At 47.6% G+C, this 15,837-nt stretch carries 17 protein-coding genes; 14 read left to right on the forward strand and 3 right to left on the reverse strand.

What is annotated here, in order from left to right; all coding sequences use genetic code 11:
* Nucleotides 1–18: 18 nt before the first annotated feature.
* From EXG77_RS07285 to EXG77_RS07325, 9 genes are all read left to right on the forward strand, one after another.
* The gene (locus tag EXG77_RS07285) at nucleotides 19–459 is read left to right on the forward strand and encodes an NUDIX domain-containing protein (protein WP_081637376.1); all 441 of its coding nucleotides are present in this window, start codon (nucleotides 19–21) and stop codon (nucleotides 457–459) included.
* Between the two features lie 96 nt (nucleotides 460–555).
* Nucleotides 556–1,257, forward strand: coding sequence for an ATP-binding cassette domain-containing protein (locus EXG77_RS07290; RefSeq protein ID WP_035397126.1), 702 nt, complete (start codon nucleotides 556–558; stop codon nucleotides 1,255–1,257).
* Nucleotides 1,254–2,024 carry an iron export ABC transporter permease subunit FetB gene (gene fetB / locus EXG77_RS07295; RefSeq protein ID WP_035397128.1) on the forward strand — a complete coding sequence of 257 codons (771 nt, stop codon included), beginning with the start codon at nucleotides 1,254–1,256 and terminating at the stop codon, nucleotides 2,022–2,024. The genes EXG77_RS07290 and fetB overlap by 4 nt, the downstream gene beginning before the upstream one ends.
* A gap of 10 nt (nucleotides 2,025–2,034) precedes the next feature.
* A complete protein-coding gene (locus EXG77_RS07300) occupies nucleotides 2,035–2,457 on the forward strand; it encodes a cytidine deaminase (RefSeq protein WP_035397130.1) in 423 nt (140 codons plus the stop codon).
* 98 nt (nucleotides 2,458–2,555) lie between these two features.
* On the forward strand, nucleotides 2,556–3,305 hold the full coding sequence (locus EXG77_RS07305; protein ID WP_081637377.1) for an ABC transporter ATP-binding protein: 750 nt from the start codon (nucleotides 2,556–2,558) through the stop codon (nucleotides 3,303–3,305).
* Nucleotides 3,302–5,746 (forward strand): ABC transporter permease, encoded by a 2,445-nt coding sequence (locus EXG77_RS07310; RefSeq protein ID WP_035397134.1) that lies wholly within the window; start codon nucleotides 3,302–3,304, stop codon nucleotides 5,744–5,746. The genes EXG77_RS07305 and EXG77_RS07310 overlap by 4 nt, the downstream gene beginning before the upstream one ends.
* Nucleotides 5,747–5,775: 29 nt before the next feature.
* On the forward strand, nucleotides 5,776–6,093 hold the full coding sequence (locus tag EXG77_RS07315; protein WP_035397135.1) for a hypothetical protein: 318 nt from the start codon (nucleotides 5,776–5,778) through the stop codon (nucleotides 6,091–6,093).
* A gap of 31 nt (nucleotides 6,094–6,124) precedes the next feature.
* A complete protein-coding gene (locus EXG77_RS07320; protein WP_035397137.1) occupies nucleotides 6,125–6,595 on the forward strand; it encodes a hypothetical protein in 471 nt (156 codons plus the stop codon).
* Between the two features lie 105 nt (nucleotides 6,596–6,700).
* Nucleotides 6,701–7,624 (forward strand): DMT family transporter, encoded by a 924-nt coding sequence (locus EXG77_RS07325; RefSeq protein WP_035397139.1) that lies wholly within the window; start codon nucleotides 6,701–6,703, stop codon nucleotides 7,622–7,624.
* A gap of 53 nt (nucleotides 7,625–7,677) precedes the next feature.
* Here EXG77_RS07325 and EXG77_RS07330 read toward each other — a convergent pair whose 3' ends face one another.
* Both EXG77_RS07330 and EXG77_RS07335 read right to left on the reverse strand, forming a co-directional pair.
* Complete coding sequence (locus EXG77_RS07330) at nucleotides 7,678–10,911, reverse strand: FtsX-like permease family protein (protein ID WP_035397141.1); 3,234 nt, start codon at nucleotides 10,909–10,911, stop codon at nucleotides 7,678–7,680.
* A 70-nt stretch (nucleotides 10,912–10,981) separates the two neighbouring features.
* Nucleotides 10,982–11,569 (reverse strand): hypothetical protein, encoded by a 588-nt coding sequence (locus tag EXG77_RS07335; protein WP_035397143.1) that lies wholly within the window; start codon nucleotides 11,567–11,569, stop codon nucleotides 10,982–10,984.
* Between the two features lie 166 nt (nucleotides 11,570–11,735).
* Between EXG77_RS07335 and EXG77_RS07340 the strand changes: the two genes are divergently transcribed.
* The 3 genes from EXG77_RS07340 to EXG77_RS07350 are packed head-to-tail and all read left to right on the forward strand — an operon-like array spanning nucleotide 11,736 to nucleotide 13,949.
* Nucleotides 11,736–12,719, forward strand: a complete 984-nt coding sequence (locus EXG77_RS07340) for a zinc-binding dehydrogenase (protein ID WP_035397144.1) — start codon at nucleotides 11,736–11,738, stop codon at nucleotides 12,717–12,719.
* Nucleotides 12,712–13,242: a nucleotidyltransferase family protein gene (locus EXG77_RS07345; RefSeq protein WP_035397146.1), complete on the forward strand. Its 531-nt coding sequence runs from the start codon at nucleotides 12,712–12,714 to the stop codon at nucleotides 13,240–13,242. The genes EXG77_RS07340 and EXG77_RS07345 overlap by 8 nt, the downstream gene beginning before the upstream one ends.
* 59 nt (nucleotides 13,243–13,301) lie before the next feature.
* Nucleotides 13,302–13,949 carry a hypothetical protein gene (locus tag EXG77_RS07350; protein WP_035397148.1) on the forward strand — a complete coding sequence of 216 codons (648 nt, stop codon included), beginning with the start codon at nucleotides 13,302–13,304 and terminating at the stop codon, nucleotides 13,947–13,949.
* A 274-nt stretch (nucleotides 13,950–14,223) separates the two neighbouring features.
* Here the strand turns inward: EXG77_RS07350 and EXG77_RS07355 are convergent, their stop codons facing one another.
* Nucleotides 14,224–15,099: an alpha/beta hydrolase gene (locus EXG77_RS07355; protein WP_035397149.1), complete on the reverse strand. Its 876-nt coding sequence runs from the start codon at nucleotides 15,097–15,099 to the stop codon at nucleotides 14,224–14,226.
* Between the two features lie 144 nt (nucleotides 15,100–15,243).
* Between EXG77_RS07355 and EXG77_RS16610 the strand changes: the two genes are divergently transcribed.
* Both EXG77_RS16610 and EXG77_RS16615 read left to right on the forward strand, forming a co-directional pair.
* The gene (locus EXG77_RS16610) at nucleotides 15,244–15,660 is read left to right on the forward strand and encodes a histidine phosphatase family protein (RefSeq protein WP_255415713.1); all 417 of its coding nucleotides are present in this window, start codon (nucleotides 15,244–15,246) and stop codon (nucleotides 15,658–15,660) included.
* Between the two features lie 29 nt (nucleotides 15,661–15,689).
* Nucleotides 15,690–15,836, forward strand: a complete 147-nt coding sequence (locus EXG77_RS16615; RefSeq protein WP_255415714.1) for a hypothetical protein — start codon at nucleotides 15,690–15,692, stop codon at nucleotides 15,834–15,836.
* The last annotated feature ends 1 nt before the right edge of the window (nucleotide 15,837 follow it).

Raw genomic sequence — 15,837 nt, forward strand, 5'->3', positions numbered from 1 at the left:
AACGATAGGAGGACGAACATGAATATCCGTAAAAACATCGTCTATGCGACATTATTTAATGAAACCGGTGATCAATTATTGATGGTCGAGAATCGTGGCGATCATGGTGACTACTATACATTGCCCGGTGGAACGGTCGAGCGCGACGAAACGCTACATACGGCAATCACGCGTGAAGTTCTGGAAGAGACAGGATTTACGATCATACCAGGCGACATCGTCCATCTGGCAGAAGCATTCTTCCCGCAAGCGGGGGAACATTGTCTCTTTTTCTTCTTCGCGGGAGAAATCACTTCCGGTCAATTAAAGACGAATGTTCCAGAAGAAATTTCCGGACTCGTCTGGATGGATCGTGAAGAAGCGTTCAAACACCTCAATTTACCGGAAGCATCAAAAGAATCGCTCTTTGCTGGTCGAACGGTACCGTATGATTTTGCCGGAGAGATCATCCACTCGTAAGGAAGTGTCGCTTGACGTACTAACGTGACGGATTTTCGGGTACAACACTACAGGAGCATTACCCGAAACTTGTAGAAAGTCAGGTGAACACACGGTATGTCGATTCTTACGTTTCACGAAGTCAGCTATCAACACATCTTACACGAAATAACAGGTGAGTTCCGCGAAGGCGTCATTACGACGCTCGTCGGACCGAGTGGTGCCGGGAAATCGACGACATTGAAACACATCAATGGACTGATTTCTCCCGATCGCGGCGAAATTCGTTTTCGAGGCGAACCACTTGAGCAGATGAATCTGCTCGATGTCCGCAAAAGGATCGGAATGGCGTTCCAAAGTGCGCCGATGATTCCAGGTACCGTCTACGATAATATCAATTTACCGAAATCGATCTTCGGTGAATCGTTACCGCGCGAAGAGGCGGAACGCTTGCTACAACAAGTTGACCTATCCGTCGAACTTGAGCGACCGGTCAAAGATTTGTCGGGTGGTGAACGAAGCCGACTTGGAATCGCGCGGACACTTGTCAATCGACCGGACGTCCTGTTGCTTGACGAAATTACGGCAAGTCTCGATTACCGGATGGTACAGGAGATTGAGAAGCTGATTCTTGATTTACAGCAGAAGTTACAGACGACGATCATTTGGATTACGCATGACTTAGAGCAAGCCAAGCGGGTCAGCGACGACGTCTGGTTTTTAAAGGAAGGACGATTGATCGAGTCTGGTGCATTCAAGGAACTCGTTTCAAGTGGTCAAGCAGAGACGCAAGCGTTCTTGAAGGGGGAATCGGTATGAGTTATCTCCAACTGGCGACTTCGCTCATCTTCATTTTGATCCCCCTCGTCTTAGCGCGGACGTTACGGCTTGGTCTAGAGAAGGACATCCTCATCGCAACCGTTCGATCGATCGTCCAACTCTTGATCATCGGTTATATTTTGACGTTCGTCTTTGAAAGCGGCAGTCCAATTTTCATGTTACTGATGATTCTGTTGATGATCGGTGCAGCGACACTGAACGTCATCCGTAAAGGGGACGGGATTCCCGGGATCCAGTGGATCATCTTGTTCACACTGATTGCGGTCGAAGCATTGACAATGGGCATTTTGCTCGGGTTACGAATCATTCCGTTCGAAGCCCAGCAAGTCATTCCAATCAGCGGGATGGTCATCGGAAACTGTATGATCTTGTCCTTATTGTTTCTCAATAAGTTCAAGGACGAGGTCGAACGAAGCGACGAGATCATCGAACTGATTCTTTCACTCGGTGGAGATGCGAAGACAGCGATTGATACGAGCTTAAAAGGCGCGATCCGGACAAGTATGATTCCAACGATCGAAGCGCAAAAAACGATGGGGCTCGTCCAACTGCCAGGGATGATGAGTGGGTTGATCATCGGTGGCGCCGATCCAATGGAAGCAGTCCTCTATCAACTATTGATTCTATTCCTGATCTTGACGACGGCAGCGATGGCATCGGTTCTCGTTGGTTTTCTATCCTACCGTCGACTGTTCAATGAAAAAGCACAATTCATCGGTTTGACCTATAAGAAAAAAGACACGTAAGGAGCACGTTATGCAGACTTATCCGATTACAGAAGCCGACCTGCAACTGGTCGAACGAGCAACCGAAACGATTCAAAGCCGTTACGCTGACGATAAACATCACGTCGCAGCTGCGTTGCGGACAAAAGATGGCGCGACGAAAACGGGTGTTCATGTCGAAGCCTATATCGGACGGGTGACGGTGTGCGCGGAAGCCATCACGATCGGTTCCGCCATCACGGATGGATTGACGGATTTTGAGACGATCGTCGCCGTCCGACATCCCTATTCGGATGAGGCGGACCGAACGATTCGTGTCGTCAGTCCGTGCGGCATGTGTCGCGAATTGATTTCCGACTATGCACCGGACGCATTTGTCCTCTTGACGATCGACGATCAATTGACGAAAGTCCGGATTGCAGATTTGATTCCATTAAAATATGTCCGACAATAACCAGTAACTCCTCGTCGTTTAGATGAGGATTTTTTTGCATATTTACTTCTAAATCATCCTTATTATGGTTATTATAAAGGCAGAACAACTAAGGAGGGATATGCGTGTCAGCTTTATTAGAAGTCGAACGGTTATCAAAAACCTACATACGGGGAACGGAGACGATCCATGCGTTAAAACAAGTCAGCTTTACGTTAGAGGAAGGAGGATTCATTGCCATCATGGGCACGAGTGGCTCCGGGAAAAGTACACTGTTGAACATCCTGGGAGCGCTTGACGCGCCAACCGGCGGAACGTTGACCTTAAAGGAAAAACGGCAACGCGATATCTTCACTGAACCTGCTGCGACGTTATACCGACAACAGCAAATCGGGTTCATCTTTCAATCGTTTCATCTGCTCGATGATTTGACAGTTCAGGAGAACATCGCTTTACCATTGATGCTGAAGGGGATGGATGATAAAACGATCAATCAAGAGGTGGACACTTGGCTCAAACGAGTCGGACTGACGAAGTGGAACAATCATCGACCGCAAGAGCTGTCGGGTGGACAACAACAACGTGTCGCCATCGCACGTGCCTTGATCAGTCGACCACCGATCATCTTAGCGGATGAGCCGACGGGGAACCTCGATTTCAAGACATCTGCTGAAATCATGCAGTTACTTCAAGAACTCAATCGCGAACAACAAACGAGCATCCTGCTCGTGACTCATGATGCGACCGTAGCTGCTCATGCGAAACGTGTGCTGTATTTCCATGACGGACAGATCGTTGCCGATCAGCTGTCAACCGGAGACGTGGCGCCGATCTTAGAGACATACGAGCAATTCGTGGGGGCTGTATGAAACGACAACATCTCTTCCGTCTTTCCCACCGACTGTACCGTAAAAGTCCGATGATTTTAGTGACCTCAATCGGAAGCGTCATGATTTCGATTGGTCTTGTCTTGACGATGGTCATTTTTTTATTACATAATCAAGCCGCTATCGAGACAGATCGTGTACAAAGATATGGTCAAGTCGATCTGACGGTCAAATATACATCTGAAGACGAGCGGACGGATCAGTCCGTGTTTGAGCAACTTAAAAAGGATCACGATGTCTTGGGCGCAGAGTCGATCATACAGACGACAGCGCGCGTAGCTGGTCAAACGATGGCCGACGTGGAGACGATAGGAGTTCATTCGGATGCCCTGACGAAAAGTCGGTATCATTTCACGAACGATTTGAAACAGGGAGAAGCGATCGTGTCAGCTAGACTCGCGACGTCGCTTGATCGTAGTGTCGGGCAAACGCTTCGCGTCGGAGAAGCGACGTATCGAATCCGTGAGATTTTACCAAATTCAAAAACACCGGAAGTCTCGCACGATCAAGTCTTTCTTTCGTATGCTGATCTGAAGAAGTATCATCCGATCGAAACGAAAGCCGTCTTGCTCAATCTAAAAAAAGAGGCGGATCTCGTCCACTATGCCGATACACTCGTCAAAGCGAATCCGAAGCTCCGGATTGAACTTTCGGAAGGGCAAACGCTCTCACCGGCGCTGAACGGCTACATCGGAATCTTGTCAGTATTGATCCTTGTCGTGTCCGGCTTCATCTTGATGGCGAATTTCGACTTGTATTTACGTAAACATGCTGTCCAATTTGCCATCATGCGGACGCTTGGGGCGACGACACGGCAACTGTTTCAGCTGTTCTTCGTTCAATCTGGATTGATTGTCTTAGCGGGCACGGTGCTTACGATTCTAGGCAGTATTTGCTTCCCGTTACTCGGTCAACTCGTATGGCCGACAGAGGGTAAAATGATCGTCTCCCTCATGATCGAACAGGGAGCGTTCTTGATGCTCGTAACGTTCGGTAGTGCTTTGTTGATTTTACTGTTGCTCGCGAGTACGGCTTATCGAAAACGGGATGTGTTACCACTCCACGTCTTGCGAGAAAATCTGAAAACAGCGTCACGACCGACCCGGCGAAAACGTCTCGTCCTGTTCAGTAGTGGATTGACCGTCAGTTTGGTGTTGTTCGCTGAAGTGATTGCCAGTACGGAGGGGGCACGGGCAATCGCCTGGCTCGGTGCAACCGTCGCCTTTTTACTGACGATGTATCTTGCGACGCCACTCCTCTTGAAGGGAGTGCTCCATCGAGCGGAACCGATCGTTCGTCGGTTAGCGGGACCGACAAGTTTCGTCGCCTTCCGGGGCGTGTTACCGCAACTTCGAAAAAATGCCTGGTTGATGCTGATTGTTCAAGTCTTGATGATCATCGTCGTCATCGGCTCGACGTTCCTTGAGACGGTGCAACAAAACGAACGGAAGTACATCATCAGCCAATATCCGACGGAGGTCGTCCTAAAGAGTCGTTTAGATGAAGGATCGCAAGGAGACCCGCTACAATTGATTCGGCAAATTGAAACGGACCTACCTGGCGCAAAAGCGACCTTCCTGTCGTCTCGAAATTCACTCGAATATCAATCGTCTCAAGAAGATGTCTCGATCGAATACGAAGTAACGGACTATCGTCGTCTTGACGTTTTAAAGGGAGAACAGACGAGTGACACAGAAGGAATCATCGTCTCACGTACCTTCGCTAAAAAACATAGTCTCGAAAAAGGTGATACGTTGCCGCTCGGGCGATGGGACGGGGAACAAGAACGAAGCGTTTCGGTCGGTCAATTCCGAATCGTTGGAATTGAAAAGAAGATAGCACCAGACGTCCTCGTGGATTGGCGGAACGAGCAACTGCGGCAACCAAACGATCACATCTTGAATGTCTTTATCGACGTTCCGTCCGAGTTAAAAAAGACTCAAGTGACCACAACATTATTAGAGATCACAGAAAGTTATCCGACATTGCAAGTGAATCGACTATCTGACGCGCTTTTCGATGCGGAGCAACAAACGACGGAACGCTGGTTCGTCTTCTTGATTGCGCTTGTCGTCATGAGTGGATCCGTCTGGTTCGGACTTGCGAACGCCTTACTCAGTTTCGTGAGTGGAAAACGAGGCGAGTATGCCTTGCTACGAACGATTGCGTTGAAACGGGACAAGCTCCGTCAGCTGACACTCATTCAAATGCTCTTATTCGTTGGGAGTGGCATCACCTTTGGGCTGATTAGTGGTCTTGGTGCGACTTTCTTCGTGACACGGATCGATGATAGGGGGGCATTTTACTTTAACGTACCGACGATTGCCGGAACCATTGCCGGTTTGATAGTGCTTGTCCTAAGCATCGCTTGGTTCGTCACCCGACGAAAGCAGGAAAACCTCGTTCACGAATTGAAACAGTAAGTAAGGGCACGAGAACCGGGGGGATCGAAATGCGAAAAACGATCGGGGCGATTCTATTACTCATAGTAATTAGCGGTGTCGGCTGGTGGATGATCGCAGATGAACGGGATGCGACCTATGAACAGATTGTTGAAGTGCAAGTCGTAAGACACGTGACGAAGCAGTTCGGACGTGGTGATATCGCGTCAGTCAAACCGTACTTCGTAGCGTCCGAATCATCGAAATCACGACGTCATCAGATTGCCGTTCAGCTGAAGTCGGCACCAACGGGAGAATACCGGATGTATCGTGTACTTCAAAATAAAGTCGAGTACATCGGTCGATCACGGACGGTTCGATCAGATTAAAAAGATACGTCACATCAGTTGGGGGATTTAGATGAAAACGAAAGCCGAGCGCATCGCGTTCATTCAAGAAAAAAAGCGTCAACTCGTCAAACCACGATTTTATAGTTCGTTGTTCTATGGTATCAGTATATTTTTGGTCGTCACGTTTCATGAAGCATATTGGCCGTTCGTGATGCTTGTTGTAGCATTGATTTGGATTGCGCGGATCCACATGATAGAAGCGGAACGAGATATAGGATTGACGGAAAAACGACGAATGAAAAAGAATATTCAGTTGCAGTACACGACCAATTTTGTGTTCATCATCTTAATCGGATTGTTCTATCCCGTACTATTTATGTTCGATTTGCCACTTTTTCCGAATATTTTTGTCTATGCTTTATTTGTTGTCGTCTTTCTCACGTTAGATACTATTTTAGAGAGAAGCGGACGGCGTCTCGATGCTGAGTATCCAACGAAGAAGGAACTGCGGACGTATCCGAAGTCGTGGAAAAAGATCTAATCCGTGGAGCCGGTCGATGAACCGGCTCCTTTTTGAGCATTCCGGTCGCTTCAACATGAGCCGCTACCGTATGATGAAGGGGCACATGAAGAAGGAGGTCCTCGTATGCTTGCTATCATCATTGGATTTATCATCGGTCTGCTCGTACCAGTTCAAACGAGTGTCAATACACGGCTGCGGGGCGTTGTCGGTTCGCCGTTCCTCGCTTCGCTGATTTCCTTTTCGATCGGCTCACTCTTCTTACTGATTCTGGTGTTGGTCGTCGATGGGAATCTCACAGGTCTTATGGCTACTGCCGATGAACCGTTCTGGATTTGGGGTGGGGGACTGCTTGGCGTCATCTATTTGACTGGGAACATCCTGCTGTTTCCGCGACTCGGAGGCGTACAAACGGTCATCATGCCCATTTTCGGTCAGGTCATCATGGGACTGTTGATCGATCATTTCGGATTGTTTGAGTCAACGGTCACCTCACTCTCACTGACACGAGTCATCGGCGCAGTGCTTGTGTTACTCGGTGTCGTTGGAACGGTCGCGCTCGGTGACTATTTCGCACGACGGCGCAAGCAACAGATGACATCATCAGAAAACTCATTGTTTATCTGGCGTCTGCTCGGAATTCTAACCGGTATGATGAGTGCTGCCCAGACAGCGATCAATGGTCATCTCGGTAGTGTTCTCGGGTCAGCCGTCAAAGGTGCCTTGATTTCATTCGTCATCGGTACGATCACCTTGTTATTACTGAATCTGATCCTCCGAACGAAATGGCACATCGATCGTTCGCAACCCTTACCTGCTTGGATTTGGATCGGGGGATTGATCGGTGCGTTGTTCGTTGCCGGTAATGCCTTCATCGTTCCGCTCGTTGGTACAGGACTCGCTGTCGTCATCGTCACGATCGGTCTTCTGACCGGCAGCCTATTGATTGACCGTTTCGGCTGGTTCGGTGCAAAGAAACAACCGGTCACAGGTGTGCAGATCGTCAGTCTGCTTGTCATGCTTAGCGGTATTGTGTTGATACGCATTTAAAAACAGCTCGTTCGAACGTATGGTGGCATACGTTGAGAACGAGCTGTCTTCGGTCATTTCTTTAAATCAATTTTAACGGTAATCGTCTTTGCGAAAATATCCCCTGAGACGAACATGACGAATTCTGTCTCATCTGCAGGTACTTGATAGACAAGGTTCACATGTGACCGACCCGGTGCAACATACTTCATACCCTGTTTCCATGTTTTTTCGTTTTTGTTTTCATAATCGATCGGTTCATAGACACCACTGACTCCCGTCACTTGGAAACGATTCGGGAAATAGTAACTTTCTTCCCCAGCATCTCGATAGTAGAGATCTTGATAAAACGTCGGAACCGTGATGTACTGATACCCCTCTTTCTCTTTTAGTTTCAGGGAAGCAGGCGGTTGCTTCAACAATTTTCCGATCCAGAAACTTGTATCTTTAACAGCCGGATCTCCTGGGAACGTCTTAATCGTTCCTTTTGCCATCGTCTCTTCGATGACACCGGATGATTCTTTTTTCGTCTTCTCGAGCTGTCGCTTTGCTCCCGTAAGACCATCGGAAATTTTGCTTCCCGTCGTGATGACTTTTGGAGCTTTCGCAACAGACTTCTGTTTGGCAGGTTGTTCATTCGTTGCAAACAGGAAGAGGGAAAGGACACCGACGAATAACACGGCTCCGATAGATGAGAGAGCAAGTTTAAAGCGTCGTTCGGTTTCTTTTGAGTTAGCATTGACGCTGCTGATTGCAACATTCGGAACGATACGGACAGCGCGCTGTGCTGGTAAAATTGCACCGATGATCCCTGTCAACAGTGGAATTAGAATCGTTGCAGACAAGAAACCGAGTTCCGTCGTCGGGAATTGGCGGTATACTTGCCAAATCATCACTAGCGCAAAGAGAAGTCCGACGATTCCAGCTAGTAACCCTGTCAGCAAACCTTCTAATAAGACGAGGCGTCGAATCAACCCGTTTTGCCACCCTGTCGCTTTTAAGACAGCGAGTTGACTGCGACGTTCATTGACGTTTTGCCAAAGAATTTCCGTCGTCGTCAAGATGGCGATCAATAGGGCAACACCCATCGCGACATAATGCATCGTGCCGACTTCTAAGGCGACATATTCACCAAGCCACGTCGCATAGAGCACCCCTTTTAAGCGGAATGTCACGAAGAGGAAGAAGATGAACAGACTCGTCGGCAAGGCGATGGCGATAATCGAAAGGATTGTTCGTTGCCAGTACGTAAAGAGTTGGTTCATGCTCATACCAAGAATCGATTGTGACCGAACGAATCGTCGCGAACGTGAGACTTCACCGGATCGCATGCTCTCATATGGTTTGATTCTACGAATCAATGCCATAGGAACGAGCGTCCCACCCCAGTAAATGAGTAGACCAGCAAGACCGATTAACAGAATTCGTCCTAAAGCGATCGGATGATCAGTCGTTAACCAAAACGTACCGAGAATCGACCAAGCGATTAACGCTACGAGAGATCCGAGTAGCGTCGCTTCAAGGAACAGCAACTTCGAGAGTTGACGCGGACGCCAGCCGAGAGACAATAGAATCGCGAATTCCTTTTTGCGTGCATAGAGTAGAATGATATTTGAACTAAAGACATAGACGAGCGCAACCGCGATGACGCTAGCGATGACGCCAGACATACCGACCTTCGCCTCTTGGAAAATCGTCATTGAAGAACCGAGTTTGATCCACGGTTGTTGGACCCAACCGAGGGCCGATTGTTTTTCAAGTCCTGGTAAGTACGTCAAAGCGAGCTGCGGAGAGGAACCAAGTGTGATGTCCGTGATCAGACCAGTCTTCTCCTCAATTTCGTTCGCGACGTCTTGGAGCTTTTGCTCACTCGCTGCATTCATCTGATCGACGCCTTTGACATTGACGCGAATGACAGAGATTGCTTTTTCGCCGCGAATCTTGAAGGCGGCATCAAGCGTCGTCAACATCGAAGGGGGTTTCGTCAGGAAGTCATACGGATCATTCGTCGGTTTGACATCCTTGACGGGGTTAACCGGACGATCATTTTTATCCATGACCCATTGCGCCTTTGCAGGGAAATACGTTTCCATCGGTAGTTCCGTCAAGGGATCCTTCGATATATTCAATTTCTTCGGATTGAAGACTCCGATGTAGTTTAAGCGAACTCTTGGCCAATCATCACTCGTCTTCCCAAACATGCGTGCTTCCCGGTACATCGTCCGTTTCGCAAGTAACGAATCCGGATCGACTTTCTTCGGTTCAACTTGGTAACTGAACGGCCAGCGCGACGCAAAGGGGCTAGAGATAGACTGATAACTAATCGGTGACGGCTTTAGGATCAGCCATTCGGAATTTCCTGACGGCAGCTCAGGAAACGAGTCCGTCATGATCTGTTTTAGCAGTGTTTTTTGAACGTCCTGCGTTGTGACTGAATACGTCTTTGCAGGATCGTCAGTCGTCTGTAGCGTGTTTAGAAACTTTGCACCACCACGCTTCGTAACATCTTGAATCGTCTCTTGTATCGAGTCATTAATAAGCGGGAGGTCTATTTTCTCATACGTATACGTCCGTGACGCATCGACATATTCCCGTTCACTCATCAAAATAGGCATCTCAACCGTTCCGAGTTCAGGATCGACGACGTTTGCTTTGTCTTGTTTGTCAAAGTAGCGACTATGTTTTCCGCTGATCGTCGCGTTATCTAGTCCGATCAAGCGGGCTTCTGCTTCGGGATCAATTCCGGCAACCATCGTCGCACTTCCGAATTCTAATAACGGATCTTCACCCAGAACAGCAGGTGAGACGCCGGAACGTGTTGCATTTTCATCTGGTGTCCATCCGGCAGCGAGATAATTAACGGTAGAGTACTTTTCGACGTTCAAGCCGGTATTCTGTTTATCGGTGATCGTCAACTTATAGACACCGTAATCGTCAAACCGATGCGTACCAACAGGTGCATTTGTAGAGTGGTTTCCAATCATCGCAATCGGAGCTGCGACTTCGACGTCCGAGATATCTTGGATCGTCTTATATTGCTTCATCGTGATTCCACCATCTAGACTACTCATATAGTTCGGTTCGAGTAGTTTGAGGTCTTCCGTCACGCTTCGGCTATTTGGAGGACGAACGACGATATCGTAGGAAGACTTCCAACGTTTTTGCAGTTCGTCGACGACTGTTCCGTTATTTGCTTGTGTCGTCCCGATCAAATAACTCAAACCGGTACTGACGACGAGAACGCCGACGAGTAATAAAATGAATCGTTCTTTATTGCGCCACCACGAATTCCAGATGAAGCGTAGCATGATACCATACATCCTTTCTCATCGTATTCTTATGTAAAAAACGCTTGCACATTCATGCAAGCGCAATGGATCACAGTTCGATTTTAATCGTATGCGTTTTCGGGAATGCATCGGAAGCAGCGAATAAGACGAACGTCTTCGCTTCTTCTGGTACTTGATAGACTAAATCGATTTGAGCGCGATGTGGAGAATAATATTGATGACTGTTCTTCCACGCCTTCGGATTATGATTGACGTAATCGACGACGTCGTACTCGTGTCCTTTGCCATCATTGAGAACGAATAAGTTTGGTTTATAGACACTGTAAGCTCCGAAATTATCGGACGTGTCATGCATGACGAGCGGAATCGTGACATAACGATAACCTGGTTTATCTTTCAGGTTTAATTCTTTTGGAGGAGAGGAAAGAAGTGCCTCGGCACGGAATGTCTTCGCTTTTAGTTTAGGATCTCCCGGGTAGGTCTTGACGAGTCCCTGTTTCATCAATTCGTCAATGTTTAAGATGCGATTCTCCTGCGTCTCGTTTACACCAGCTAATTTTGTTTGTGATGAGACATTGATAGGTTTCTCCTGATGGGATGACCAATACCAGCCTCCACCACCTATCAGGGCAAGAGAAGTAATCAGTAGAGGAATCGTTTTACGAGCTTTTGACATAAAAACACTCCTTTTTGATGGAATAGTCAGAATATTTATATAAAATATACTATTTACAAGGAATGGAAACAAGCTAAATGGAGAAAATAGTGTAAAAATAAGGAAACGGTTACCCTATTGATAAAATAAGGTAAAATAACCTTAGTGAAGTGAAAGGGGAAGAATTATGAGAGCAGTCATTCAAAAACAATACGGTGATGTAAACGTGCTACAGATGGATGATGTCGTGATGCCGATTCGACAATCTGGAGAAGTCTTAATTCGTGCGGTATGGACCGGAGTCAATTTCACGGATATCAAACAACGACGTGGTGGCAAGGCGACTGGAACCTTTCCATTTGTTCTCGGAGTGGATGTGTCAGGTATCGTCGTCGATGCGGATCCATCTTCCGCGATCAAAGTAGGGGATCGAGTCATGGCATTTGTATTAGATGGATCATATAAGGAAGTAGTCCGTGCCGACGAACGGTTAGTTTACAGTTTACCTGAAACGATTTCATTACGTGATGCTGCTGCAGGAATGTTGACTTCGATTTTAAGCGAGATATTGTTGACGCAGATCGCACAAGTGAAACTGAAGGATACAATCGTCATCCACAGTGCCGCTGGAGGTGTCGGATCGATGTTGATTCAATTGGCGCGATTAAAAGGAATGACACGATTGATTGCTACTGTTGGACATGCTGATAAAATACCTTATGTTCATGCACTTGGTATTCAGAATGTCTTTACATATAATGATTTTCCTGAAAAAGTGAAGGAATTGACGGTCGATAAGGGAGCGGATGTTATCTTTGACTCTGTCGCGGGTTACGTGACACGAAAAAGTCTTGACTGTCTCGCGTATTACGGAACACTCGTACAATTCGGTAATAGTAGTGGAGAAGCGGGTGAACTCTCGACGACAGACGTTCATGCGAGTTGCCGGACGATTCGTGGATTTAGTCTTGGCACGACACGTCAACTGGATCCAGAACGTATTCGAACTGCTGCATCCTATGTCTTGACGTTGTTTGAAGAAAATAAATTGAAGATGCCAATGATTCATGAGTTCCCATTAGAGGAAGTGCAAAAAGCGCATCGGTTGATGGAATCTCGACAGTATCAAGGAAAAATCGTCCTACGAATCGGAGGAGACGAGATTGAGTGAAGAAGAGATTAATCAACGACTACTAGACGATCTTGAGTTACAAGAGATGTTAACGCTAGTGGCAACATTAGAATTACCTGATTGGTGGATGTGCGCGGGATATGTCCGCTCTATCGTATGGGAGGAGAATCGATATGAACGACCGGATATCGATATCGTTTATTTCGATCCTATCGATCTTTCGGAGGTAACGGAAAAGCGTCATGAAGGGCAGCTAAGACGCTTGTCGGATATACCGTGGTCCGTTAAAAATCAAGCGCGCATGCATCTGATCAATGGATTACCACCATATAAGTCCGCTAAGGATGCGATTTTACAGTTCCCCGAGACCGTCACGTCGATCGGAGTGACGAAACGACCAGACTTCGAATTGTATCTTCCTTATGGTGCGAACGATTTCGCTGATCGCATCATTCGACCGACGCCACTTTTTCAAATCGGTACCGCGCGTCATTCGATTTTTCAGCGACGTGTGATCGAAAAAGGATGGCAAGACGACCCAGGTCTACATATATGTACATGAAATAAGAGGGAGATTAAACGATCAAACGAATCAAACCTAAAAAACAGATCACTCTTTTCATGTTAGGACTCCTTTTTCTCAGCGGGTGCGCACCGGAAAAGAATGTCGAGGTGAAAGAAAAGATTCACGTTGATGGTACGAGTTTGTTCAACAGTGGCTCTTATCCGACTGCTGTAGAGACGGCCGAACATCAGTTTAAATTTGATTTGAGTGACAAGTCCACCTATACGTTAAAGCAAGATGATTTCCGAGTGGACGCGCGATTCGGTGACTATAATTTACTGCTAGCAAGCGTAATCGATGGACGATACGATTCGCTGATGATTTATGAAAAGAAGTCGAATTGGATGTTAAGCAGTTCGATGGATCTCATTCGAGATCAACCCACGAAAGGCGAGTCAATCGATGGGAGTCTAGCGTGGGAAGGAAACAAGAAAAAAATGACGACGAAACTTGTAACGAATCGTCATTATACGGTAATGGAGACACGACTGAAAAGTGAGCAGATTCCGGCACGATTTGGAAAACGGGTACGTACCATCAACGGATTGAAGGTACACGTTCAAAAGCAAGGGAAACAGCTCAATCTTGCCTACCAAAACGGAACAGACGTGATGTGGATCGTCAGTGATCGACCGGAAGAGACAACCATGCGGTTGATTCAGCGATCACCAGAAAGTCCGATTGACTCGCTTCTCACTGTGTAAACAATTAAGCAGACTAAATAGACAAAGAGGCTGACTCCAAAAAAGAACGACGCGTCTGTTCACGCCCTTCCCTCAGGCGAGACACAAGGAGCTTTTCTGCCTTATTCAAGCAAGAAAGCAGATCTTATTTGTCTCTGACAGCGCAAAGAGGCGTATTTTCCTGTAGGAGTTGCGTGAAACGCGTCATTCTTTTTGTTACGAGGTAAGGGTGGCAGATCATCATTCTGCCACCCTTACCTTTATGGAAACGGATTTTTGAGTCAGCCTCTTATACTTACGAACGATAGACGGACTTGAGGTAATCCGCGATACGGTGCCAAGCCTGAAACGCCACGTCTAAGTCACCGTGGTGTGTAAAGGCATGAGCTTGACCAGCGAATTCCTGGTGCTCAACAACGACACCTGCCGCCTGAAGGCGATTCGCATACTGTCGTGCCTCCTGCGCCAGCGAGTCGTGCTCCGCTGTCAGGACGAGAGTCTGTGGTAACGCATCGAGTTGAGCCGCATAGAGTGGCGAAGCGAGGTGATGATACGCGTCTTCCGCACGAGCGATGTACATCGCATTGAACTGCCGTGCCTGTTCAGCGGGGATCGCTTCCTCAAAGAATGGTTTATCCGCGGGATCCGTCGCGAGATCAAGCGGAGGGTAGTCTAGAATTTGAGCGATGAGCGGCACAGGATCTGTCTGATCAGCGTTCCATAACGATACGGCAGTCGCGAGATTGCCACCGGCACTATGCCCTCCGATTGCGATGCGTGAAGAATCGAGGCGTAGCGTATCAGCATGTTGGAAAATCCACTGAACGACTTCATAGGCGACGTGGACCGGAACAGGAAATGGATGTTCCGGCGCTAACGGATACTCAATATTGAGAACATGACAGTTGGCGGTCTCAGCGAGAAACAGATTCCATGGTTCATCCATCTCTGGCGTTCCGGTGATGAAACCACCACCATGGAAACTGATGAATCCAGGTAATGGTTCTACTGCATCAATCGGTGAGTGACGCAACAATCGAACATCTCCGACTGAAGTCGGCACGTGTAGCGTAGTCGTGGTCGCTTGCGGTGGATGCGGAGGTGTGACTTGAGGACGTTCCTCATCTGAGCGGATTTGTTTGGCAAGGTCAATCATCTCTTGGCGATTCATCGAATTCCTCCTTTAGGTCTATCTTCATCATACCGAACGGATTGGTGAATTGCTCTTCTGGATTCGTTTTCTCTAGTCGTAGGAAAAAGCAGCCAGAGTTTGATACACTTTTGAAAGAAATTAGAAATCGAAAGGATGGAACAGATGCCAACACTTTACATTACGCGTCATGGCGAGACGGAATGGAACTTAGAAAAACGAATGCAAGGCTGGGAAGACTCTCCTCTGACAGCAAAGGGCAGACAAAATGCGCGGGACCTTGGTCACCGCTTACGTGAAATTCATCTGGATCACCTCTATATCAGCCCGATTGGTCGCGTCCGAGAAACAGTTCGAATGATGGATCTCGATCCAGCGATTCCGGTCACCATCGACGATCGATTACGTGAAATGCACATGGGAACCTGGGAAGGACGGACGGCGGCGGAAATTGAAGTCGCGCATCCGCTTGCTCATGCTGCATTTTGGCAAACGCCGCATACATACATACCGGAGAGTGGAGAATCCTTTGACGCGGTCCGCGAGCGCATCCTATCGTTGAAGAAGAGGAAAACATCTTAATCGTCACCCACGGCATCTTCCTTAACATTTTGCTGACACATCTTCAACGTAAACCGTTCGCGACATTATGGGATCCGCCGTTCATTCATGGTACGAGTTTAACGATTGTTGAATACAGGGATGGGGAAGCGCAGATTCGATTAGAAGCCGACATGTCGCACGTCTTGACGGACTAAA

The sequence above is a fragment of the Exiguobacterium sp. OS-77 genome, from assembly GCF_000414195.2.
Taxonomy (GTDB): Bacteria; Bacillota; Bacilli; order Exiguobacteriales; family Exiguobacteriaceae; genus Exiguobacterium_A; species Exiguobacterium_A indicum.